Below are 22186 nucleotides of genomic sequence, written 5' to 3' on the forward strand. Positions count from 1 at the left end.
ACCGGGGCCCGGACGGGGGCGCTCAGCTCTTGACGGCCCGCAGGATGACGAACTTCGGGTCGGAGGCGAGGACTTCGCAGTTGCCGAACAGCCGCCGCAGCCGTACGTGGTAGCCCAGGTGCCGGTTGCCGATGACCAGCAGCTCGCCGCCGGTGCGCAGCGCGTCCTTGGCGGTGTGGAACATACGGCGGGCGGTGGTGTCGGTGACCGACTGGTGGGAGTGGAACGGCGGGTTGTTGAGCACCAGGTCGGCGCCGCCGGGCGGGACCGCCGTCAGGACGTCCGCGGCGTCACCGACGAGGAACCGGGCCTTTGCCCCGGGCCCCGCGTTGTCGTGGAACGTCGCCTCGGCGGAGGCCACGGCCTGGTGCGACTCGTCGACGAACAGCACGTCGGCGCCGGGGTTGGCGAGTGCCACCGCGGTCCCCACCACGCCGTTGCCGCAGCCCAGGTCGATCACGCTGTCGGGTCCGTGCCGGTCCGGCAGGTGCCGGAGCAGGAACCGGGTGCCGATGTCGAGGTGGTCGGCGCAGAAGACCCCGGCGTGGTTGGTGACCGTGCGGCCCGACAGCACGCCGATGCCGTCGGGGAGCGCGTACCGCAGCGGCCACGGGTTCGCGCCGCGCCGGGCCGAGGGGTCGGGTGTGCTGAAGATCAGCCGGGCCTTGCGGACGGCCAGCGACGTGCGCGTCGGTCCGACGATCCGTTCGAAGAGCTTCAGCGTGGAGGTGTGGATCTCGGTGACCATGCCGGTGCCCACCACGACGGTCCCGGCGTGCAGCGCGGGTGCCAGCCGGTGCAGCTGGTCCTCCAGCAGGGCCAGGCTCTTGGGCACCCTGACCAGCAGAACGTCGATGCGCGCGGGCGGGTCGTCGCGCGTGGTCAGCATCCGCACCCCGTCCTGTGCCCGCGGCGCGTTGCGCCGCAGGTTGGCCCGGGTGGCCTGCTGCCCGAGGTGGGAGTCGGTGATCTGCGCCGGGCGGTGCGCGGCCAGCGCCGTCACCAGCGCCCCCCAGCGGTCCCCGAGCACGGTGACCTCGCCCGTCAGGTCCGTTCCGGTCTCGGCCAGGTGCCGCAGCAGATAGTCGTCCGCGGCGTCCCATGCCCGCAGGGACTCCCGCGGGTCCGCCGGGAAGCGTGTCAGTTCGAGTGCGCCCGACGGCGTGCTGAAGACGTTCATCGCCTCCTCAGCGTACGGGCTGCGCGGACCGTCACCCGCCCGCGGGCCCCGGGCCCGGCGTTCCGGGCCCCGGTGCGGCCGGTGCGGCCGGTGCGGACCGCCCGGTCGGCTGCTCGGCCCAGACCGTCTTTCCCCGCCCGTGGTGGCGGGTGCCCCACCGGTCGGCGAGGCTCGCGACGATGAACAGCCCGCGGCCCGTCTCGTCGACGGTGCGGGCGTGCTTCACCCGGGGCGAGCTGGGTGCGCCGTCGCTGACCTCGCAGGTCAGCATCCGGTCCAGGATCAGGCGCAGACGCAGCGGCGGCGCGCCGTGGCGGACCGCGTTGCCCACGAACTCGCTGACGATGAGCTCGGTGGTGAACGCCGTCTCCTCGTCCAGGCCCCACAGCCGCATCTGCCGCTGCGTCGCGGCGCGGGCGACCGGCGCGGCCCCGGCGTCCGCGGGCAGCGGGAGGATCAGCACCCGTTCCGGGGGCAGTGCCTTGGTACGGGCGAGCAGCATCAGGGTCTCGCCGGAGAGGTGGCCGTCCGCGGCCGCCGACGCGATGGTGTCGCGCAGGTCGGACAGGGGCCGTGTGTGGGCGCGGTCCAGCAGCGGACGCAGTGCTCCGGCCGGCGTCAGGACCTGGTCCGCGAGCGCGCCCGTGGCCATGGCCAGAGTGCTTCCCTGGGGGAGGCTGACAGTGGTCGCCGGGAACGGGGCCCTGCCCGACCCGGTGAGCATCGGGCCCGGGGGGACGGACAGGCCGGCCGGGGTGCCGTCGGAAAGGATGGCGACGAGTTCCGGCAGGCCGGCGCGGGCGACGGTGCACGTGAGGTCCACCGGGTCGTAGATCGCGATGGTGCAGCCGGCGGTGACGGGGCCGCGGTGCATGGGGTCCATGGGGGGCAGCGCGGCATCGGCGGCGGAGAGCCGCGACGCGGTGTCGCTCAGGCGGGCCAGCAACTCGTCGGGCTGCAGGTCCAGGGCGGCGAGCGTGTGCACGGCCGTGCGCAGCAGCCCCATCATGATGGGCGTCGTGATGCCCTGCCCGGTGACGTCGCCGACGATCAGCGCGGTCCGGGCGCCGGGCAGCGGAATCGCGTCGAACCACGCGCCGGCGTCCTCCGGATCGGGAAGGTGCAGCGGGGAGATCTCCAGGGTGGCCGGTGCGACGGGTTGCCGGGGGAGCAGCCGGTGCTGGACGGTCGAGGCGATGATCCACTCGCGCATGTACTGGCGGGCGTTGTCGATGCACAGCGCGGCGTGCGCGCACACGGCGGACGCCACCGTGATGTCGTCGTCCTCGAAGGGGTCCTCGTCCCCGTGGCGGAAGAAGCTGACCACGCCGAGAACCTGGCCGCGCAGCTGCAGTGGCGCCACGATCAGCGAGTGGGCGAGGGACCGCCGGATGGCATCTCCCCGGTCCGCGTCGGTGTCCAGCCACGAGCTGTCCTCGTCGATCGGAACGAGGCGCGGGCGCAGGTCCGACAGGACGTGGGAGAAGGGGGTGCCGGCCGGCAGGGGGCGGACGTCTCCGACCGGGTGACCCGCGACGAGCCCCTTGAAGGCCGCCCGGCGCAGGGGAATGTCCTCGCGGACGGGGATCGAGGGCGGTTCCTCTCCGCGGACGACGTCGTCGATCACGTCGACGACCGCGATGCCGGTGAAGGCGGGCACCAGGGCCTCCACCACCTCCCAGCAGACGGCGGCCACGCTGAGGCGGTGCCCCACCCGGGTGCGGAACATCTCCAGGAAGGCGAGGCGATTCTGCGCGTTCTCCCGCTCCGTGACGTCCACCGCCGACGCCACCAGGCCCAGCACCTCGCCGTCGGCGCCCTCCAGCCGGAAGTAGGAGACGGAGCGGACGGGGCGCCGAAGTCCGGGCGAGGGTCTGACGCCCCGCACGAGCCGGTCCACCACGGGCACCCCGCTGTCGAGCACCCCCTGCGCCACGACGGCTTCGTCGCCGGGGGCCTCGAAGGCGCACACCTCGGTGAAGTGCCGACCGACCACGCGATCCTCGGGCACCGGACGCGGCCCGCGGCCGGCGGTGCTCGCGCGCACCACGCACAGCCGGACGTCGAGGACGTGCAGCGCCACCGGCGCGTGCGTGAACAGGGCCTTCAGGACCGCCGCGTCCTGCCCCGGGCGGGCGCCGCCCGCCGAGAACACCTGCCAGGCGACGGACGTGCCGCGCAGCACCGGCCTGACCAGTACCCCGGAGGTGTCGGCGAGCCCTTCGAGTCGTGGCCCTTCGGCGCCGGGCCCGGTGACCGCGCTCATGAGCGCGGTCACGGACCGCCCGACGGCCTCGTCGGCGGTCCGCCCGAACCGTTCCTCGGCTGCGGGCCCCCACTCGACCACCCGGCCACCCTCGTCGACGAGGGCGAGCACGTCACCGCTGGGCATCCGAAAGCACCTCCGCCCCCCATGCCTGCCCATCCCCTTCCGGCGGCAGGCCCGCCCGGCCGACAGCTACACCGATCGGCTCAGCCCCGCTCCCACCAGGGCGAGGCGGGGCGGCGGAGGACCACTGGCGGCGTCCCGTGGTCCTCCGCCGGTTCCGCGCGGTGCCGCCGGCGACGGGTCAGCTGGCGCGCAGCGGCGCGAGCGCGTTGGCCCACCTGACGACCTGGTCGAAGGTGGTGGCGAGGGTGTCGCGCTGGCCCTCGGCCGGCTTGAAGGTGCTGAAGTTCTCGAAGTCGGTGAAGAGCGAGAGGGCCACCTGGGAGCGGACGTCGGCCATCTGCAGCTCGCCGGCGATCAGGCGCAGGTGCTCCACGGCGCGGGTGCCGCCGGTCGAGCCGTAGCTGACGAAGCCGACGGCCTTGTCGACCCACTCGGCGTGCAGGAAGTCGATGGCGTTCTTCAGCGCACCGGGCACGGAGTGGTTGTACTCGGGGGTGACGATGACGAAGCCGTCGAAGGACGCGATCTTCTGCGCCCAGGCGTGGGTGTGCGGCTGGGAGTACTGGCCCATCGCCGCCGGGTACGCCTCGTCGAGCAGCGGCAGCTTGTAGTCCACCAGGTCCACGAGCTCGAACTCGGCGTCGGTGCGCTGCGCGGCGATCTCGTGCACCCAGCGGGCCACGGCCTCGCCGTTGCGGCCGGGGCGGGTGCTGCCGAGGATGATGCCGATCCTGGTCATGGGCGCCTCTGTTTCCTTCGTCTTGAACAGCTTGAACATATGCTTGCCTCATCAAGTAGATGCTTGCGAAAGGAAAGTACGTCGGATGTGCTTGATGCGTCAAGCAAGTATTTGGTTCGGACGGTGTGACGCCTGGTGCTCACTGACCCGCTGGCACGGCCGCGGCCCCGGACGCGGTCGACGCGCCAGGGGCGTGGCCGTTCGTGCTCGGCCATTCCTGGAGCGGATCAGTGATCACCGGGGCGCGCCGAGCGCGGCACCTGGCCTGCCGCGCGGTCCTCGTGCCCGATGCCGGTCGTGCGAGCGCGGGCGGTCCGGGCGGAGCATCGCCCCCGCCGCGGGAAGCGATTCTCCCCGGGCCAGGCGTCCTCCATGGCGACCGTGCCGAGCCCGTGGCGGCCCCCTCTCGTCGTCGCACCGGTGGAGGAACCGCCGGCCGCCAACGGCGTCCCGGCGCGGCCGAGTCGCCGAGGGCACCGGCACCCGCGGCGCCGCGCTCGACCTCGGCCTGCCGCCACGGAGCCGCACCGGGCCGCTCAACTCCCGTGCCCTGTACGCGCTCCGGCATGTCGGGGGAGAATACGCAAGCGAGGCGATCGGACAGGTGAGGCGATCTCCTTCCATCGCCGGCTCTCCAGGAAAGCAGGTCGACCGCCGTGCTCCTGCATCTGCCCACCTCTGTGACCGAGGCCCAGGAGTGCATGGCCCGGGATGCGGTGCCGATCGGCGGGGCGACGCTCGTGTGGGCCGGCTGGCAGCGCGACGGCTTTCCCGAACACGCCATGTCACTGCGGGAGTTGCCCGAGGCCAACGCCATCGAACGGGAGGCACTGGGCGCGGCGGTGGTACTGCACCGGATCGACGACCGCGTGCCGGAGGCACTGCGACGGGCGGCCGCGAGTGTCGGCACGGGAGCCGTTCGCCGGACGGCCACCGTCGGCGGCAATCTCGTCGGCAGCGCCCTGCGCTGCCTGCTGCCCGCCGCACTCGTCCTCGACGCCCGCGCCGTCACCCTGGAACCGGACGGGACCTACGAGACCGGCCTGTCCGACGCCCTCGGCAAGCGCCACCTGCTGCTCGGCATCCGCTGGCGCGAACCGGTCACCAGCGGCTACCACAAGCAGCCCGCCGAAGCGGGTGGCCCGCCACCCCTCGTCGTGGCCACCGCGGTGCACGCCGATACCGCCGGGCGGACCCACCTCCGCGTCGCCGTCCGCGACGGCTACGACGTCCTGACCGCGACCACCCCGTGCGGCACCGACCCCGAACAGGCCCTCCACGCGCTGGAACCGACCGGGATCGGCTCGCTGCCCCCGGCGGCCCGGGACGTCGTCCGCCGACAGGTCTGCGACATCGTCACCCGGCCCGCCGGCGGCTGAGGCCGCGACGGCCGCGTCCTGACGCCGCATGGGCGGCCGGTCGAGGTTCTCGGCGTACACGATCCGGCGTTCCACGACGTCCAGCAGCAGCACGCCGGTGGCGGCCAGGAGCGGCACGCAGCGGTGCCCGGCTCCGTACGGCTGCCCTTGCGGGTGGTCTGCGTGCGGATGCTCTGACAGAAGTCGTCGCCGCAGCCGCACGCGCCCAGCCGACGCAGATCGTGTGCCCGGATGGCGAGGGGCAACCGGGCCGGTGGCGGCGCGCGACGGCGTTTCCCGCACCTCGCCGACCGGGCGATCCGGGATCGGAGCCGACGCCGCGTCGGACGTCGCTACAGTGCCTGCATGACGCAGAGCTGGAGCCCGACCGGGGGCGGGGTCATGAGGTTTCCCTCGGGCGTGCTGGTGCGGGGCCGGGGGCTGCGTCGTCCGCTGCCGTCCGGGCCGGCGCCGGCCTTCGCCGTGTACTTGCTCGGGAAGCGGCCTCCGCCGACCGCGTGGGACGCCCGGTGGTTGGGCTGGCCCGATTTCTGGCTGCCCCGGGACCCGGGGGAAGCGCGGGAGGTGCTGCGGGAGGCCCTGAGCCGGGCGGCGCACGAACGCGTCGAGATCGCCTGCGGGGGTGGGTACGGCCGGACGGGAACGGCCCTGGCGTGCATGGCGGTCCTCGACGGAGTGCCGGCCGGCCAGGCCGTGGCGTACGTCCGCCGGCACTACGACCGCCGCGCGGTGGAGACCCCCTGGCAACGCCGGTTCGTACGGCGCTTCCCGGACCTGTGACGGACGAGCCGTCCCGGTCTGGTGCGGCGCCTGCGTACGGTGTCAGTGTGAGGGCATGAAGTACGTGGCGCTGATGTACGCCGATCCCGCGGCGACCGAGGCGATGTCGGCGGCGCAGCGCGCCGAGGTGGTCCGCCGGCACGAAGCGCTCCACCAGGACCTGGCGGGCTCCGGTGAGATGCTGAACGGAGCCGGGCCGGCCTACCCGAAGGACACCACGACGATCCGGTGGCGGGGGGACGGATCGGGACCGGCCGCGACGGAGGGGCCGTTCGCGGGAGCGGCCGAGCAGTTGACCGCCTACTACGTGATCGAATGCGCGAGCCCGGAGCGGGCGCGGGAGATCGCCGGACGGGTCGTGGACTTCCACGTCGTGGCGGTCGAAGTGCGGGCCGTCCACGACGCGTTCGGCATGGACGCGGGCTGCTGTGTAGCGGGTTCCCGGGACCGCGACGCCGCTCCTGCCCTGCCCGTTGTGCCGTGCCCCCTCCGGCACCGTCCCGGCCGGCGAACTCCCGAGGCGCGACGCCTCACTGAACGCGCACGGAAGCACCTGCCCGATGGAGAACGTGGGATTGCGAACTCGCAGGTTTCCGAGCCGGGCAGGTGCTCCGCGGTCGATGCGTCCGCTCGATGCGTCCCGTCGGTGCGTCCGGTGGTGACGTCCGTCCGGAACGGCCGGCGGAGCGCCTTGCTTGCCGTCAAAACCCTATCCCGCACGTATGGCGCCCGCACCCGGGCGAGGGGTGAGCGCAATGTGCCGGTCCGCCCGCCTCAGCCTCATTGGCCCCGCCCGCCTCAATGACCCCAGAGGCACCGGGCGTATCCCCGCAGGTCAGGGGCCGATCGCGGCCGCGGTGAGGGCGGTGGCGGTCTGCAGGCCGACGACAGCGTGCAGGGGGTACGGGGCGGGGGCGGTGGCCCGCAGGTCCTTGTCCCAGCTCTCGAACGCCTCGGCCGGCACGGTGCGTTCGGCCCCCGTGAAGGCCGGGCGGGAGTTCAGGGGCACGGGCACCGTCGCGGTGGCGCGCAGCAGCATGCCGGCGGCGCGCAGGGGGAGGCATGCCGCGCCGTCGGCCGCGGCCGCGTACTGGTCGCGGGTGACCGGCCCCGCGGCCATGGTGCGCCACAGTTCCGCGCATGAGGCGGCGGCCTTCAGGGTGTCGGCGGCGGCGTCGGTGAACACCGCGGCGTCGCCGGGCAGATGGGGGAGCGCGCGGTCCAGGAGCTCCTCAAGGAGGTGGCAGCGCTCGTGCAGCAAGGCGGCGGTCCGCCGCATCAGCTCCGGGTAGCCGGGGGTGCCCGGGGCGGTGGACGGGGCGGGCAGCGTGCGGGCCGGCCACAGCGGTACTTCGGGCATGACACCGATCGCACCCGGCGGGAGGTGGTGCAGACTGCTCGCGCCGTGCGAGGGCCCGTCGGCGCCGGGCGGGGTGATGACGAGTTCGCCGACCGGCGGCATGACATGGACGGCGGGCCCGTCCTTGGCCCAGCCGATGGTGTCGATCCCCTCGTGGCCCAGTGGGATCCGGTGCCGGGCGGCGGCGTCGCGCAGCGCCCCGGAGAGGGCGGGGTGCGGGCGGTTCACCACGAAGAACGCGCCGCCGAAGTCCGCGTTGTGCAGGTCGACGTAGACCTCGGGGCGTACCGCGGTCAGGAGTTCGTGCAGGATCGTGGTCTCCGGCAGCGGGCGGGAGAAACCGGGCGCGGGGAACGTCCACTCCGGCTGGGCCGCCAGCGGCGGCCGGTAGAAGTGCCGGTGGTAGGCGGTCAGGTCCAACGGCATCCCGGTCCACGGGTTGAGGGCGGCACCGTCCGGGTCGATGCAGCCCACCAGGTGCCAGGTGCAGCCGATGCCGCTGGTCAGGTTGTCGCCGCGGGTCAGGAGGCGGGCGAGGGCGAGGACCGTCAGGTGGCCGGCGGGTTCGTTGGGATGCGGACCGCCGACGACCACCACGTGCCGGGGGCCGCCGGGGACGGTCAGCATCGTCACGGGGCGGCCGCCGCGCGACAGGCCGAGCCGCTCCAGACGGCAACGGGGGTGGGTGGCGGCGATACGGGCGAGTTCGTCATCGACGTCCCCCGGCGACGGGAACGCGTGCCGCGCGGCCCACGGGGCGAGGTCGATCCCCTCCGGTCCCGGAAGCGCTCTCATGCGACGCCTCCTCCTCCGGTGGAAATTCGGGGTCGATCGTCGGCCGGGGCGACATTCCTGTTACGAGAAGAATAGGGAGCGGGTGCTTTCCGCCGCGCATGAAACCGAGAGCGCGGTCCTGGGATTCGCGGCCCGGTCCGCTGTCGCCGTAGGCTCGGTCGATCCGGTCGGTGGTGGGCTCCGCCGTGGGGGCGCGGCCACCGGCCGTGCCCTCTCACTCCTAGCGCAGCACAAAAGAGAGTCGTGAAGAAGGCCGTACGTTTCGTTCTGCTCCACTCGACGGTGTACGCCGCCGTGCACGCCCTGCTCATCACGGCGCTCATCGTCTGCTTCACCGCCGTGACCGAGGGCTCCCCGGGGCGGTCCCCTGGGGGGAACCTGATGGCGGCGGGCTTGGCCTTCGGCATCGTCTTCGCCGGGTTCCTGTCGCTCCATGTGGGCGCCGGATTCTTCGTCCAGGTCCGGCGGGTGCGTGATCTCGGTTACGAGGTGACGCCCGCGAACGTCTCACCGCGCCAGGTGCGGACCGTGTCGGTGCGGGGCGGCAGCGCCTACGCGGCCGGGGCCGTACACAAGGTCCTCGCAGGGCTCGAAGGTGTGCGCTTCCTCGCGGAGTACCCCGGTTCGGGGCGGGTCTCGGCAGTGCGCAAGGCCCATGATGGAGAGGGCTACGCGCAGGTGATAAGAGTCACAGTCCGTTCGGCCGGTCCTTTGTCGACGGTCGAAGTACGAAGTCGTCCGCGATTTCATGGCGCGCCCGTGGATCGCGCGCAGAACCTCGTCAATGTCGAGGAAATCACCAAACTGCTCCGGCAACCGAACAGCCATAAAGCCTCGCGCCGGGCGTGACCGCGACCCGTGGGCGACGACCTTGAGTCCGGGCCGCCGCACTCGTGGACGGTGGCCGGTGCGACCCGGCGCATCCCCGCTCCGCACGGTTGCCGGTCGTGGAACGACGAGGGGCGCCCGTTCCGCGCGGGCGCCCCTCGTCGCTCAGGCTCGGTCACGCACCTGCCGCGATGCGCAGCCTGATCGTGCGGGATTCGGGCCGGAGCGCGAACTCGGGCCATACGTCGGGCCCGCAGGCCCGTGAACCCAGGCCGTTCTGTGCCGCGTCGACGAACAGGTGACTGGTCGTCGAATCCGGCAGCTCGAAGGGGTGCGCGGCCCGTGCGACCTGCTGCGGGGTGTGGCGGCTGAGCGTGAAGCCGGGCCGGCGACCGCGCGCGTCCGGGACCGCCGTGATGCGCAGGACCCCGGTGCCGCCGCTCGACAGCGTCAGCTCCCGCACCTGGGAACGGTGCCCCGTCTCCTGCGGCCGCGCGTAGTCGACGGACAGGTCGCGAACGGTGGCGGAGAAACGCCCGGTGCGTGCCGCGCGCATGCTGTCGGGGTAGGACTCCAGCGGACCGAGGCCGAACCACTCGGCGCCGTCGACGGGAGCCGTGCCGTCGGGCAGGTCGAGACGGATCCCGATCCGCGGCCACACCGTCGACCAGCCGCGTGAGGGCTCGATCTCCACACGCAGATCGAGCTCTCCGCCCTCGAGCGTCCAGACGGTCTCCACCGTCACCGACAGCGCGGAGTCCGCCGCCGAGACCGTGGCGACGGTGCGCAGCGCCCCGTCGGCGTGCTCCACGGACACCAGCCGCGAGGTCAGCCGGTCCAGGCCGTCACGACGCCACAGCTCGGCGTGGGAGATGCCGGCGACAGTGCTGTCGCTCTCCTCGTTCTCCCCGGACGTGCCCTCGTCGTTGTCGGTGGGAGCACGGAACAGCTCCAGCCGCGGGCCCACCACGTCGCGGCCCGCGAGGCGTACGAGGGACCCGCCCTCGAACTCCGCGACACCGAGCGTCAGGGTTCCGTCGCCCGGCCGCCAGTCGGCTCGCGGCCGAACGGCGGGCGCGGGACGCGGTGCCGAACGGTCCAGCTGGGCGGTCGCGATGACATGCCCCTCGGGCGCCCAGTCGGTCTTGGCCGCCAGTTCCGCGTCGATCGTGAGCCAGGTCTCCGCGTCCCGCGCCACCGCGATCGCCGGCAGCGGCACACGCGCCGACTCGCCCGCCGCGACGACCGGCACGTCCAGCTCCCCGGAGTCCACGAGCGTCCCGTCGTGCTCGACGCGCCAGCGGAAGCGCAGGTCGGAAGTGTCGGCCGAGTGCCGCAGGTTGGTGATCGCGACGTGGTCGTTGTCGAGCGGGTCGATGCCCTGGAGCCCACCGAGCCCACCGAGCCCGTCGAGCCCGCCGAAGGTGAAGCGGACCGGCTGCACGACGGCCTTGTACTCGTGCAGGCCGGGTGTCGGGACGTCGTCGCTGAGCAGCATGCCGTCCATGACGAAGTTGCCGTCGTGCACGACCTCGCCGAAGTCGCCGCCGTACGCGTAGTAGGGCGTACCGTCCGGGGTCTTCGTCAGGACGCCGTGGTCACGCCACTCCCAGACGAAGCCGCCGTGCAGCCGCGGGTGCCGGTGCACCAGCTCCTCGTACTGGTCGAGCGCTCCGGGGCCGTTGCCCATCGCGTGCGCGTACTCGCAGAGCAGGAACGGCTTGGTGCGCTGCCGGGCTCCCTGCGCGGGGGTGCAGTTGAGCAGCGGAGCCTGCGAACCGTCGGTGCCGATCTGCTCGGTCTCGGGCACCGTGGCGTACATGCGCGAGTAGACGTCGGTGTACTCGCCGGCGTGGTCGCCCTCGTAGTGCACCGGCCGCTCGGGGTCGCGGGCGTGGACCCACGCGGACATCGCGGCGAGGTTGGAGCCGGTCCCCGCTTCGTTGCCCAGCGACCACATGACGACGCTGGGGTGGTTCTTGTCCCGTTCGACGGTGCGCTCGATGCGGTCGAGGTAGGCCGCACGCCACGCCGGGTCGTCACTGGGGTTGCCCACCCAGCCGAGTTTGTCGAAGCCGTGCGTCTCCAGGTCGCATTCGAGGACGACCCAGAAGCCGAGTTCGTCGGCGAGGTCGAGCAGCCGCGGGTGCGGCGGGTAGTGGCTGGTGCGGATCGCGTTCACGTTGAACCGCTTCATGCGGGCCAGGTCCTCGCGGGCGTGCGCCTCGTCGAAGACGCGGCCGCGCTCGGGGTGCGTCTCGTGGCGGTTCATCCCGTGGAAGACGACGCGGCGGCCGTTGACCAGGAACCGGTCGCCGCGGATCTCGACGGTGCGGAAGCCCACGCGCAGGGCGATGGTCTCCGCGGCCGTCGACACGGTCACGTCGTACAGGCGCGGCTGCTCGGCCGACCAGGGCTCCACGTCGTCGATGCCGAACGGTGCCACGTCGGCCGCCGAGGCCCAGACCTTCTCGACGCCGAGTTCGGGGACGCGCAGGGTGACCGGGAACGCCGCCGCCTCGGCGGTGATCTCGGTCTCGACCCGGCCACGTCCACCGTCGAACCCGGTGCGCAGCCACACGTCCTCGATGCCTCCGGCCGGGCGGGCGAGGACGGTGACGTCACGGAAGATGCCCGGCAGCCACCACTGGTCCTGGTCCTCGACGTAGCTGGCGGCCGACCACTGGTGCACGCGCACGGCGATGACGTTGTCGCCAGGGCGCACGGACGAGGTCACGTCGAACTCGTGGGCCAGCCGGCTGCCGCTCGCGCCGCCGATCTCCCGGCCGTTCACCCACACCTTGAAGAGCGATTCGACACCGTCGAAGCGCAGGACGACGCGCTCGGCCCGTGACCAGTCGGCGGGGACCTCGAAGTGGCGGCGGTAGTCGCCGGTGGGGTTCTCGTCGGGGACGTGGGGCGGGTCGATCGGGAAGGGGTACTGCACGTTGGTGTAGATGGGCCGGCCGTGGGCTCCGTCGCCCTGGAGCACCCAGTGGGAGGGCACGGGGATGCTGTCCCAGCCGCCGTCGTCGAAGCCTTCGGCCGCGAAGTCCTCCGCCGCGGGCACCGTCGGCGACAGGTGGAAACGCCACGTCCCGTTCAGCGACAGAGAGGGGGCGTCGGAGTGCAGCCACGAGCGCGCCGGGCGCAGCGTTCCACGCCCTGGCGCGGTGTCCGTGACGTACGCGGAAATGGGGGAGGGCACGAGGTCACAACTCTTTCTTGCTCACAGAACGATCCGGACGCCGGAGGGGGTGCGCCGACCCCGGGTGACAGGGGCCCGGTGGCCCCGGTCACCCGGCGTGGTGCGGAGGAGGCCGCTACCGGACCACGACCGTCCGGATCTCCCAGGGGCCGAGGGGGAGTTCGAGCTCGCCCTCGGCCCGCGTCGTGGACAGCGGCCGGCCGAGCAGGTCGACCGTGGTGGCTTCGGTGAAGGTGCCGGTCACGCGCGCGGTCGCCGCCGTGTCGCTCATGGCCACCAGGCGCACCTCGGTGCCGGCACCGCGCTCGTCGCCGGTGACACGGCGGATGCCGGAGACGAGGACGTCCGTCCCCTCGACCCGCAGTCCGGTGGCGTCGGGGGGCAGCTGGCCCCCGGCGGGCGCGGTGCCCCGGGCGACCAGCACGTCGTTGCGGAACTCCTCGGCGAGCGCCACCGCGTGGGCGCCCCGCCAGCCGGTCGCCGAGGGCACGACGGCGAAGCGGTTCTCGATGCGCACACCGAGGTCCTGCGCGCCCGGTACCGGGATCTCGCTCGCCGCGGGCTCGTCGCGCAGCGGGTGGATGTTGACGCTGATCGAGCCGATCGCGCGCAGCAGGGTGATGGCGAGTTCGGAGCCGTCACCGACGAGTTCGTACTCGCTGGAGTGGTCGAGCAGGACGGTGGCGGCCCCGGCCGACACGAACTCGGTCGCGGGGAAGGTCGGGATCGGATACTCGCCCCAACCGCCCTCGGAAGTGAGCCCGCGCTCGGTGACGGCGAACTGCCCGGCGGAGGCGGAGGTGGTGGCCGGCTGCGGCAGCGGAACGTGGAAGCGCAGGCGGTGGTCGGCGGACTGGTTCAGGAAGGACGTCGAGACGCGCACGAACGGCTCGCCCGCGCGCACCTCCACCAGCGTCTCGACCGGGGTCGGAACGGTCCGCGCGCTGCGGATGTCGCGCTCCGAGGAGAGCTCGGCGGGCCACTCGTAGACGCGGGTGACGCGGACCCTCGAACGCAGCGGGCCGTCCTCGAGGAGTTCGGCGGTGACGTCCGCCGGCTCGGAGACGAGCACGTCCTGGGCCGGGGGAGCGTAGTTGTAGCTGTCGCCGCGGTCACCGCCGTCGACGAGGCGCCCGACCCCGTGCAGCACGGTGCCGTCGGCCCCGGTCACGTCCAGGGTGCCGTCGGCGGCGACCGCCACCTCGACCAGGCCGTTCGACAGGGTGCGGTCCGTGGCGGTCGCGGGGGCGTACGCCGTCGACCGCGGCGCGGTGCGCTCGCTCGGCGCGACACGGAAACCGGCCAGCCCGGAGGCGGGCACCCGCACGGGCACGAGTGCCGTCGCGCGGGCCTCCTCCAGAGTGAGCACCCGCCACTCACCGGGGTGCGCGGCGGCCGCGGCGGCGACCTCCCGGCGCAGGATCAGCAGGTCGAACGGCCCGCTGGCCGGGACCTCGGCGAGGTGGAAGACCAGCGAACCCGGGGTGAGTTCGTAGTGGTCGATCAGCCGGCCGAAGAGCTCGCGGCGGTGGATGCGGCGCAGCACCCGCTCGAGCTGCGAGGCGTCCATGCGCTCGTCGCTGAGCACCGTCGGAGCTTGGGAGATCAGCTGCACGGGGTGCGCCGAGCCGTCGGCGGCGGTCGCGACCAGATGGGTGCCCTCGGGCGGGGCCACGACATCCACCTCGGCGAGGGCGGTGCGCGGGAACGGCAGCGGGTTGGCCACCAGGTAGCCGTCGCTCGGCACCAGGGCGGCGGGCTCGGCCAGGGCCGCGTCCCGTACCGCGCGCGCGGCCTGTGCGGCCTCGGCCAGACGCGCCTCGACCTGGTCGGAGGTCTCGTCGGTGCCGGAGCCGACGACCGAGTCGTGCGCGGAGGACTCGATGATCTTGTGCCAGGCGAGCGTGAGGAACGGCGAGTCGTCCCGCCCGGACCACAGGGCGTTCACCCGCTCGGCGTGGTCGACGGTGCGCTCGGCGACGGCCATCCGCTGCTTGAGCGCGAGCCGTACGGAGAGCACGCCCGGCAGGATGTTGCCCCGCACGTGGCTGCGCAGCTCACCGGTGACGACGGCGGAGACCTCGTCGCGCACGTGCTCGCGGATGTACTCGTCGAGCGTCGCGATGGTGATCGCGCGCTCGTCGCTGGAGGCGCGCCGCAGCCAGGCCGCCAACTGCGGGTCGGGGGCGTTGTGGTCGGTGCCGGCCATCGCGAGCACCGGGTCGTTGCCCCAGCGCCCGGCAGTCATCTCCGCGTACTCGCCGAGCGCGCGCCTGATCTGGTTGGGCACCAGCAGGACGTCCAGGCCGTTGTCGTAGCCGTCGAACAGGAACTCGGTGCGCACCTCGGAGCCGTCGGGCGCGCGCCAGCGGAAGGCGTGGCCGTCGACGGAGCCGGGGACACCGCGCCACAGCGCCGCGTGCTCGATTCCCGCGCGCGCCAGGATCTGCGGCATCTGCGCGACGTGGCCGAACATGTCCGGCAGGTAGCCGATCGGCATGGAGCCGCCGAGCTCGGCCGCCGCCGCCCAGCCCATCTGCAGGTTGCGCACGATGGTCTCGCCGGAGCAGAGGAACTCGTCGAGCAGGATCAGCCACGGCCCGATGGCGAGCCGGCCGTCGGCGACCAGGGCCTTGACCCGGTCGCGGTTCTCCGGCCGCATCTCCAGGTAGTCCTCGATCGCGGCCATCTGCCCGTCGACGGTGAACCGGAAGTCCGGGTTCGATTCGGCCGTCTCCAGCACGGTGTCGAGAGCGGCGACCAGCCGGTGCCGGAACACCTGGAAGGGCTCATACCATTCCCGGTCCCAGTGGAAATGGGGTACAAAAACGGCAGAGTCGGCGGAGTTCTGCATAGCGCGGGGGACCTTCTGTTGCGGGGTGGCAGGAACAGCAGGAACAGCGGGAACAGCGGGAACAGCGGGAACAGCGGGAACAGCGGGAACGGCAGGAACACCGGGCGATTCCCCGGAGCTGCGCCGCGAATTACTTCAGCGAGCCGGAGGCGAGCCCGGTGCGCCAGAACCGCTGGAGCAGGATGAACACGATGATCACGGGCACGATCGAGACCAGTGAGCCGGTGATCACGGATTCCTGCAGCAGAGGGGCGCGGGCGGTCTGACCGTTCCACTCGTAGAGGCCGAGGGTGATCGGGAAGAGCGACTCCTTCTGCAGCATCACCATGGGCAGGAAGAAGTTGTTCCAGATGGCCACGAACTGGAACAGGAAGATGGTCACCAGCGACGGCGCCATCAGCTTGATCGCCACCGAGAAGAACGTGCGGAACTCTCCCGCGCCGTCCAGGCGCGCCGACTCGAGGATCTCCTCGGGGACGGCGGCGGCGGTGAAGATACGGGCCAGGTAGACGCCGAACGGGCTCACGATGCTGGGCAGGAACACCGCGAGGTAGGTGTTCACGATCCCGGTCGCCGAGAAGAGCAGGAACAGCGGGAGCGCGAGCGCCGTGGTGGGAACGAGGACGCCGCCCAGAATGACGGAGAACAGGAACTCGCGGCCTCTGAACCTGAACTTGGCGAGCGCGTAGCCGCACAGTGCGGAGATCAGGGTGCCGACGGCCGCGCCCAGCACCGCGTAGATGACGCTGTTCAGGGCCCACCGGCCGAAGATGCCGTCGCTGCGGCTGAACAGGGTGCCCAGGTTGCTGAACAGGTCGAAGTGCGAGAACGCCAGTCCGTTGGTGGAGGCGAGGTCGCCCTGCGGTTTGGTCGCCGCGACGATCAGGAAGTAGATCGGCAGCAGGAAGTAGATCGCCAGGAGGAACATCAACGCCATGACGGCCGTGCGGCTGACGCGGCTCTCGCGGATCAGGGTCTGGTTGCTCACAGTCCCGCCTTCTTCGAGGTGAGTCGCATGAACCCGAAGCTCAACACGAAGGTGATGACGGCGATGACCACGGAGATCGCCGCAGCCTGCTGGTAGTTGTTCCCGGAGGCCACCGCGTAGGCGAGCATGTTCGGCGTGTACGTGCTGGAGATGTTGGACGAGATCTGACGCAGCACGGCCGGCTCCGCGTAGAGCTGCAGGGTGCCGATGATGGAGAAGACCGTGGTCAGGATGATCGACGGGGCGATGATCGGGACCTTGATCTTCCACGCGATCGCCCAGTTGCTCGCGCCGTCGAGCTTGGCGGCCTCGTAGAGCTCCTGCGGGATCGACTGCAGTGCCGAGTACATGATCAGCATGTTGTAGCCGGTCCACAGCCAGGTGGAGACGTTCGCCGCCGACCACAGCACCGCGCCCGGGCCGAGGAAGTCGGGCTGCAGGCCGATGCCCTTCAGCGCGTCCACGAGCGGGCTGAGCTGTGGGGAGTACAGGTACGACCACATGATCGCGGCGATGACGCCGGGCACCGCGTACGGCATGAACGCCGTGATGCGGAAGAACGACTTGAGCTTCAGCAGTGGGGTGTCGAGCAGCAGAGCCATGATCAGGGCGACGAAGAGCATGACCGGCACCTGCACGACGCCGAAGAGCCCGATGCGCCCGATGCTGTTCCAGAACTCCGTGTTCTGGAAGACCTGCACGTACTGCTCGAAGCCGCCGAAGGTCGTGTACGACGTGCCGTACTGGCCCCCGGTGCGGCGGACGACCAGGAAGCTCTGCCAGACCGCGTAGCCGACCGGCACCAGGTAGAACAGCACGAACGGGAGGAAGAACGGGGTGAGGAAGGCGATGATGGTGCCCGCGCGGGGGCCGCCGCCGTTGAGACGACGACGGCCCCCTCCGGCCGCCACCACGCGCGTCGCGCGGGTCGCGATATCAGTCATGCCGCGGTCACTTGCCCGCGACAGCCGGGATCGCCTGATCCTTCATCGACTTCAGCGCGGCCGCCTGGGCGGCGTCGAGCGCGTCGGTGAGCTTGCCGTCACCGGCCGCCGCCTTGGCCAGCGTGTCCTGGAGCGCCAGGTTCACCGTCTTCTGGGTCGGACCCCAGGAGAACTTGGTGTCGATGTTCTTGGACGACTCGGCGAAGACGTCGAAGATCTTCTCGTTGTTGTAGTACGGCACACCCTCCGAGAGCGCGGGCAGCTGCGCGCCGGCGGTGGCCGCCGGGTACAGGCCGCCGAGCTTGTTCTCCAGCGCGAGCGCCTCGGGGTCGGTGTTCAGCCAGTCGTTGAACTTGACCGACTCGTACAGGTGCGTGTTGCCCTTCATGAACGCGACGGTGGAGCCGCCCCAGTCGCCGGACGCGGGGTTCGAGCCCCAGGTCGGCATCGGGACGATCGACCACTTGCCTGACTGCTTGGGCAGGTTGTCGCGGAACATGCTGTAGCCCCAGGCGGCGCCCACGTAGGTGGCGATCTGGTTCTTCTGGTACGCGGCGTACATCTGCGTCGAACCGTGCGCGAGGTCGGTGCGGACGGCCTTGTCGTCGATCAGCTTCTGCCAGTAGTCGGCGACCTGCTTGCTCTGGTCGGACGCGACGGTGACGTGCCACTTGTCGCCGGCGTACGAGTACATCTCGGCGTTGTTCTGCCAGAGCAGCCCGTTGAACCACTCGGCGTTGTTCGGGTCGAAGAACGTCATGCTGAGGTCGGGGTCCGCCTTGTGCAGCTTCTCGGCGTCCGCGGCGTACTCGTCCCAGGTCTTAGGTATCGCGATGTTGTGCTGCTTGAAGATGTCGCTGCGCACGTAGAGGGCCATCGGACCGGTGTCCTGCGGGAAGGCGAACACGCCGGTGTCACCGAAACTGGTCTGCGACCAGGTCCACGGCACGAACTTCGACTTCGCGGCCGTGGCGTCCTTGCAGGCCGAGACGTCCACGAAGGCGTTCTGGGTGCGCAGGAAGGGCAGTTCGTCGTAGCCGACCTGGGCCAGCTCCGGCGCCTTGCCCGCCTTGAGGGCGTTGCCGATCGTGCCGTACTGGTCGTTGGAGATGTTCTTCATCTGAACCTGGATGTCCGGGTTCTTCTTGTTCCAGAGGGCGACGACCTGGTCCATGCCCGGAACGGTGTTCCAGTACTGGAGGGTGACCTTGCCCTTCGCCGGCTCACAGGAGCCCGCGGCCGCATCGGCCTTGGTGTCGGGCGACGAAGAACACCCGGCGAGTACGGCGACGCTGGCGGTCGCGGCGACGGCGGCGATGGCCGCGAGGCGGATGCGCGTGACTGTGGTGCTCATTATTTCCTTACCAGAGAACGACTAGCGACGACGCTAGGCGGGTCGACGTTGACACCTCAGGCGGGATGCCTTCTGGCTGGAAGGGACAGGTCGCGACGGTGCCGGCGGTGCAACTGCCGGGCGCCGTGGCGGAAATCAGCAAGTCAAGCATTCGATTCTCGTGAGCGCTCCCGTGAGCGTTCACGTGAACGCTCACGGGAACGTTCTGAATTGTTCGAGAGTGTGCGCTCCGGCGCGGTCGAGTGTCAAGACATTCGGTCACACATGTGTCCTGGAGGTTACGCGGACCCGCCCAGCCGCAGTTCGGCCCGGACCACCAGGGCGTCCGCGTCGAGCGGTTCGGCGCCGGTCAGCAACCGTGCGGCCTGGTCGATGGCGAGCGCCCCGAGTCTGCGTGTGTCGAGCGCGACACTCGAGAGCGGAGGCTCGACGAGCGCGCCGAGCTGAAGCCCGTCGAAGCCGATCACCGCGAACTCGCCCGGCACGCTCCTGCCCAGCCGGCGTGCCTCGCGCAGGGCGCCGATCGCGATGATGTCGTTGAAGGTGAAGACCGCGGTGACGTCCGGGTGGGCCGCCAGCAGGGTCCTGAGCGCCGCTCCGCCGCCGTCGGCCGACTGGTCGGCGCCGACCACCGTGCCGGCGTCGACCCCGTACGCCGCCGCGGCCGCGGTGAACCAGTCACGGCGGATGCTCGGCTCGGCCCGGCCGCCGTGGTCGAGCATGCCGATCCGTGCGTGCCCCTTGGCGACCAGGTGCGCGACCGCGGCGTGGACGCCCCGCTCGCCGTCGATCCGGATCGAGCTGAACCGCGCCGTGTGGTGCTCACGGCCGATCAGCACCACCGGGACGCCGCGGGTGAACCGCTCCAGGGTGTCCTCGGCGCAGCTGAAGTAGCCGACCACCGCGTCCACCTGCGACCCGATCACCTGCAGTGTGCCGAGTTCCTCCTCGGGGCGGTCGGCCGTGTCGTAGACCACGACGTGCCAGCCCCGGGCGCGCGCCGCCTCCAGCGCCGCGGCGGCGACCTCGGTGAAGAACGGGTTGAGCAGGTCCGGGATCACCAGGCCGATGGTCGTGGTGTCCTGCCGCACCAGCCCCCGGGCGAACCGGCTCGGCCGGTAGCCGAGCTCGCGGGCGGCGTCGAGCACACGCTGCTTGGTGGAACCCTCGATCTCGTCCTTGTCGTTCAGTGCCCGCGACACGGTCTGCCGCGACACCCCGGCGGACCGGGCGACGTCATGGATCGTGACCCTCCGCGGCTCCGTCCCCGACGACGACACCATCGCGCACCTCCCGCTGACAGCGGGTGCCGATGCTCCCGCAGGGCCCGAGTATGCCTGTCCCGCGCGCGGCGAGGCGATCCGCGCTCGGGGGCGTGACCTGGGTCTCAGGGCGCTTGGGGCCCGCGTTCGCCACGCGCGGTGAATTCCGTTGCGCCCGTGCTCGGGCCTTCGGTACGGTCGCGCGCATGGTCATGCCGCCCCGTGTCTCCTAGCTCGGACACCAGCTTCGACGCCACCCTTGTGTCCTAGAGCTGTTACGGAGCGTAGTGATGATCAACACCCTTCGTGGTCCCGGCCTGCTTCGGAACCGGGACTTCTCCCTGCTGCTGAGCGGCCAGCTGATATCCGCCGTCGGCGACCAGGCCCACTTCATGGCACTGCCGCTGATCGTGCTGGCCCTCACCGGGTCGGCGGCCCAGGCCGGCTTCGTCCTCGGCCTCGGCACCCTCTCCTTCCTCGCGTTCGGGCTGGTCGCGGGCGCCCTCGCCGACCGGTGGGACCGCAGGCGCACGATGATCGTGTGCGAACTCGGCCGGACCGTGCTCACGGCCGGCGTCGCCGTCGCGCTGTGGCTGGACCGGCTGGCGATGCCCCAGCTGTACGCCACGGCCCTGCTGACCGGTGTCCTGAGCACGCTCTTCCAGGTCGCGAGCACCGCGGCGCTGCCCAACGTGGTCGATCCCCGGCAGTTGTCCACCGCCCTGGGCCTGCAGCAGTCCGCGGTCGGCGCGGTCGGCGTCTTCGGGGCACCGCTCGCCGGTGCGCTCTACGCCGCCGGACGGACCGTGCCGTTCGCCGTCAACGCGGTGTCCTTCGCGGTGTCCGCCGCGTCGCTGCGTCTGATGCGCGTCCGCTTCCAGGCGGACCGGCAGGACACGCGGCCGGCGGCCCGGCTCACCTCGGAGATCCGGGAGGGGCTCGGCTGGCTCTGGCGCCGGCCTGTCATCCGGTTCCTCACCTTGGTGTCGGCCGCCGACAAGGTGCGTTACGGCGCCGGATACCTGCTGATCATCACCCTGGCCCAGCAGTTGGGCTCGTCGCCGGTGTGGATCGGCGTCGTCTTCGGCGGCGCGGCCGTCGGCGCGATGGCGGGGGCGCTGGTGGCGGACCGGGTGACGCGGCGATTCCCGCTCGGCCGGATCGCCATCGTGATGCTGTGGCTGGAGGCGCTGATGTTCCCGCTGTACGCGCTGGCCCCCCACCCGATGCTGCTGGCGGTGGTCGCGGCCGCCGAGTCGCTGGTGGCCCCGGTGTACACCGTGGCCATGACGGCCCATCAGCTGGCCATCACTCCCGATGGGTTGCGGGGCCGGACGACCAGTGCGGTCGCGACGCTGACCACGGGGGCCCTGTCGCTCGGCACGCTCGCGGGCGGCGTGCTGATCGCCGCGGTGGGGGCCAAGCCCCTGGTCTGGCTCTGCGGGGCCTGGCTGCTCGCCCTGGCCGTCCTCACCACGGCCAACCGGGCCGTCCGGCAGGCGCCGCGGGCGGGGTCGATCGCACGGACCGGACCGGGCGCCGCCGCCGAGGCCGCGGGCGCGGCCGGCTGAGGCCGGGGCCGGGGCGGGAGGGGTGCGGCCGTGGGGCGCACCCCTCCCGCTCAGGTCGCGACGTTCTCCAGGGCCGCGGCGAGCACCTTGATGTCGAGTCCGTCCAGGTGGTCGAGGAAGTGCCGGCGCACGGAGGCCAGGTTGGTCGGCCAGGCCTCGGTCAGGCGCGTGAAGCCGGAGTCGGTGAGGACCGCGTTCCAGCCGCGGGCGTCCTGCTCGGACCTGATCCGCTGCACGATCCCCTGCTTCTCCAGCCGCTGCACGACGCGTGTCATGCCGCTGAGCGACAGCTCGCAGACGCCGGCGAGATCGCTCATCCGCAGCTGCCGGCCGGGAGCCTCGGACAGGTGCATCAAGGTCAGGTACTCGATCAGCGGCATCCGCTGCTCGCGGACCAGGTCCGTGTCCAGGGCGCGCGGCAGGGCGTAGATGACCCGGGCGAGGGACCGTACGAGGGCTTCTTCGTCCGGGGTGAGCGGTTGCTGCCCTCGAGGGGGCGACGCCGGTGGCGGTGTGACCTGTGACATAACGCCATTTTACTTGACCGGCAAA

16 protein-coding genes are annotated in these 22186 nt (G+C 71.8%); 5 read left to right on the plus strand and 11 right to left on the minus strand.

Annotation, left to right across the window (positions count from 1 at the left end; translation table 11 throughout):
* Window positions 1-22 precede the first annotated feature (22 nt).
* The 3 genes from ACIP98_RS18955 to ACIP98_RS18965 form a co-directional block, all read right to left on the minus strand.
* Window positions 23-1180 carry a methyltransferase gene (locus ACIP98_RS18955; protein ID WP_401976934.1) on the minus strand — a complete coding sequence of 386 codons (1158 nt, stop codon included), beginning with the start codon at window positions 1178-1180 and terminating at the stop codon, window positions 23-25.
* A 31-nt stretch (window positions 1181-1211) separates the two neighbouring features.
* Window positions 1212-3572, minus strand: a complete 2361-nt coding sequence (locus ACIP98_RS18960; RefSeq protein ID WP_401976935.1) for a SpoIIE family protein phosphatase — start codon at window positions 3570-3572, stop codon at window positions 1212-1214.
* Between the two features lie 178 nt (window positions 3573-3750).
* Window positions 3751-4311: an NAD(P)H-dependent oxidoreductase gene (locus ACIP98_RS18965; RefSeq protein WP_319659321.1), complete on the minus strand. Its 561-nt coding sequence runs from the start codon at window positions 4309-4311 to the stop codon at window positions 3751-3753.
* A gap of 656 nt (window positions 4312-4967) precedes the next feature.
* On the opposite strand from ACIP98_RS18965, the gene ACIP98_RS18970 reads away from it, so the two are divergent.
* From ACIP98_RS18970 to ACIP98_RS18980, 3 genes are all read left to right on the plus strand, one after another.
* Complete coding sequence (locus tag ACIP98_RS18970) at window positions 4968-5690, plus strand: FAD binding domain-containing protein (RefSeq protein ID WP_319659320.1); 723 nt, start codon at window positions 4968-4970, stop codon at window positions 5688-5690.
* 345 nt (window positions 5691-6035) lie between these two features.
* Window positions 6036-6470: a protein-tyrosine phosphatase family protein gene (locus ACIP98_RS18975; RefSeq protein WP_319659319.1), complete on the plus strand. Its 435-nt coding sequence runs from the start codon at window positions 6036-6038 to the stop codon at window positions 6468-6470.
* Window positions 6471-6525: 55 nt separating this feature from the next.
* Complete coding sequence (locus ACIP98_RS18980) at window positions 6526-7275, plus strand: YciI family protein (RefSeq protein ID WP_401976937.1); 750 nt, start codon at window positions 6526-6528, stop codon at window positions 7273-7275.
* A 30-nt stretch (window positions 7276-7305) separates the two neighbouring features.
* Here ACIP98_RS18980 and ACIP98_RS18985 read toward each other — a convergent pair whose 3' ends face one another.
* The gene (locus ACIP98_RS18985; RefSeq protein WP_401976938.1) at window positions 7306-8625 is read right to left on the minus strand and encodes a M14 family zinc carboxypeptidase; all 1320 of its coding nucleotides are present in this window, start codon (window positions 8623-8625) and stop codon (window positions 7306-7308) included.
* A gap of 243 nt (window positions 8626-8868) precedes the next feature.
* Here ACIP98_RS18985 and ACIP98_RS18990 point away from each other — a divergent pair, with 243 nt between their 5' ends.
* Window positions 8869-9474, plus strand: a complete 606-nt coding sequence (locus ACIP98_RS18990; RefSeq protein WP_401976939.1) for a hypothetical protein — start codon at window positions 8869-8871, stop codon at window positions 9472-9474.
* A 154-nt stretch (window positions 9475-9628) separates the two neighbouring features.
* Here the strand turns inward: ACIP98_RS18990 and ACIP98_RS18995 are convergent, their stop codons facing one another.
* The 6 genes from ACIP98_RS18995 to ACIP98_RS19020 all read right to left on the minus strand — a co-directional run bounded on the left by ACIP98_RS18995 (window position 9629) and on the right by ACIP98_RS19020 (window position 20084).
* A complete protein-coding gene (locus ACIP98_RS18995) occupies window positions 9629-12661 on the minus strand; it encodes a glycoside hydrolase family 2 TIM barrel-domain containing protein (protein WP_401976941.1) in 3033 nt (1010 codons plus the stop codon).
* 115 nt (window positions 12662-12776) lie between these two features.
* On the minus strand, window positions 12777-15515 hold the full coding sequence (locus ACIP98_RS19000; RefSeq protein ID WP_401976943.1) for an alpha-mannosidase: 2739 nt from the start codon (window positions 15513-15515) through the stop codon (window positions 12777-12779).
* A gap of 130 nt (window positions 15516-15645) precedes the next feature.
* Window positions 15646-16503, minus strand: coding sequence for a carbohydrate ABC transporter permease (locus ACIP98_RS19005; protein ID WP_319659313.1), 858 nt, complete (start codon window positions 16501-16503; stop codon window positions 15646-15648).
* Window positions 16500-17447 carry a sugar ABC transporter permease gene (locus tag ACIP98_RS19010; RefSeq protein ID WP_319659312.1) on the minus strand — a complete coding sequence of 316 codons (948 nt, stop codon included), beginning with the start codon at window positions 17445-17447 and terminating at the stop codon, window positions 16500-16502. Before ACIP98_RS19010 ends, ACIP98_RS19005 begins: the two co-directional genes overlap by 4 nt.
* Window positions 17448-17454: 7 nt before the next feature.
* Window positions 17455-18801: an extracellular solute-binding protein gene (locus ACIP98_RS19015; protein ID WP_319659311.1), complete on the minus strand. Its 1347-nt coding sequence runs from the start codon at window positions 18799-18801 to the stop codon at window positions 17455-17457.
* A gap of 278 nt (window positions 18802-19079) precedes the next feature.
* Window positions 19080-20084 carry a LacI family DNA-binding transcriptional regulator gene (locus ACIP98_RS19020; RefSeq protein WP_319659310.1) on the minus strand — a complete coding sequence of 335 codons (1005 nt, stop codon included), beginning with the start codon at window positions 20082-20084 and terminating at the stop codon, window positions 19080-19082.
* A 269-nt stretch (window positions 20085-20353) separates the two neighbouring features.
* Here ACIP98_RS19020 and ACIP98_RS19025 point away from each other — a divergent pair, with 269 nt between their 5' ends.
* On the plus strand, window positions 20354-21634 hold the full coding sequence (locus tag ACIP98_RS19025) for an MFS transporter (protein WP_319659309.1): 1281 nt from the start codon (window positions 20354-20356) through the stop codon (window positions 21632-21634).
* A gap of 50 nt (window positions 21635-21684) precedes the next feature.
* Here ACIP98_RS19025 and ACIP98_RS19030 read toward each other — a convergent pair whose 3' ends face one another.
* Window positions 21685-22161, minus strand: coding sequence for a MarR family winged helix-turn-helix transcriptional regulator (locus ACIP98_RS19030; protein ID WP_319659308.1), 477 nt, complete (start codon window positions 22159-22161; stop codon window positions 21685-21687).
* Between the last annotated feature and the right edge of the window lie 25 nt (window positions 22162-22186).

The organism is Streptomyces sp. NPDC088354 (genome assembly GCF_044753585.1).
Lineage (GTDB): Bacteria > Actinomycetota > Actinomycetes > Streptomycetales > Streptomycetaceae > Actinacidiphila.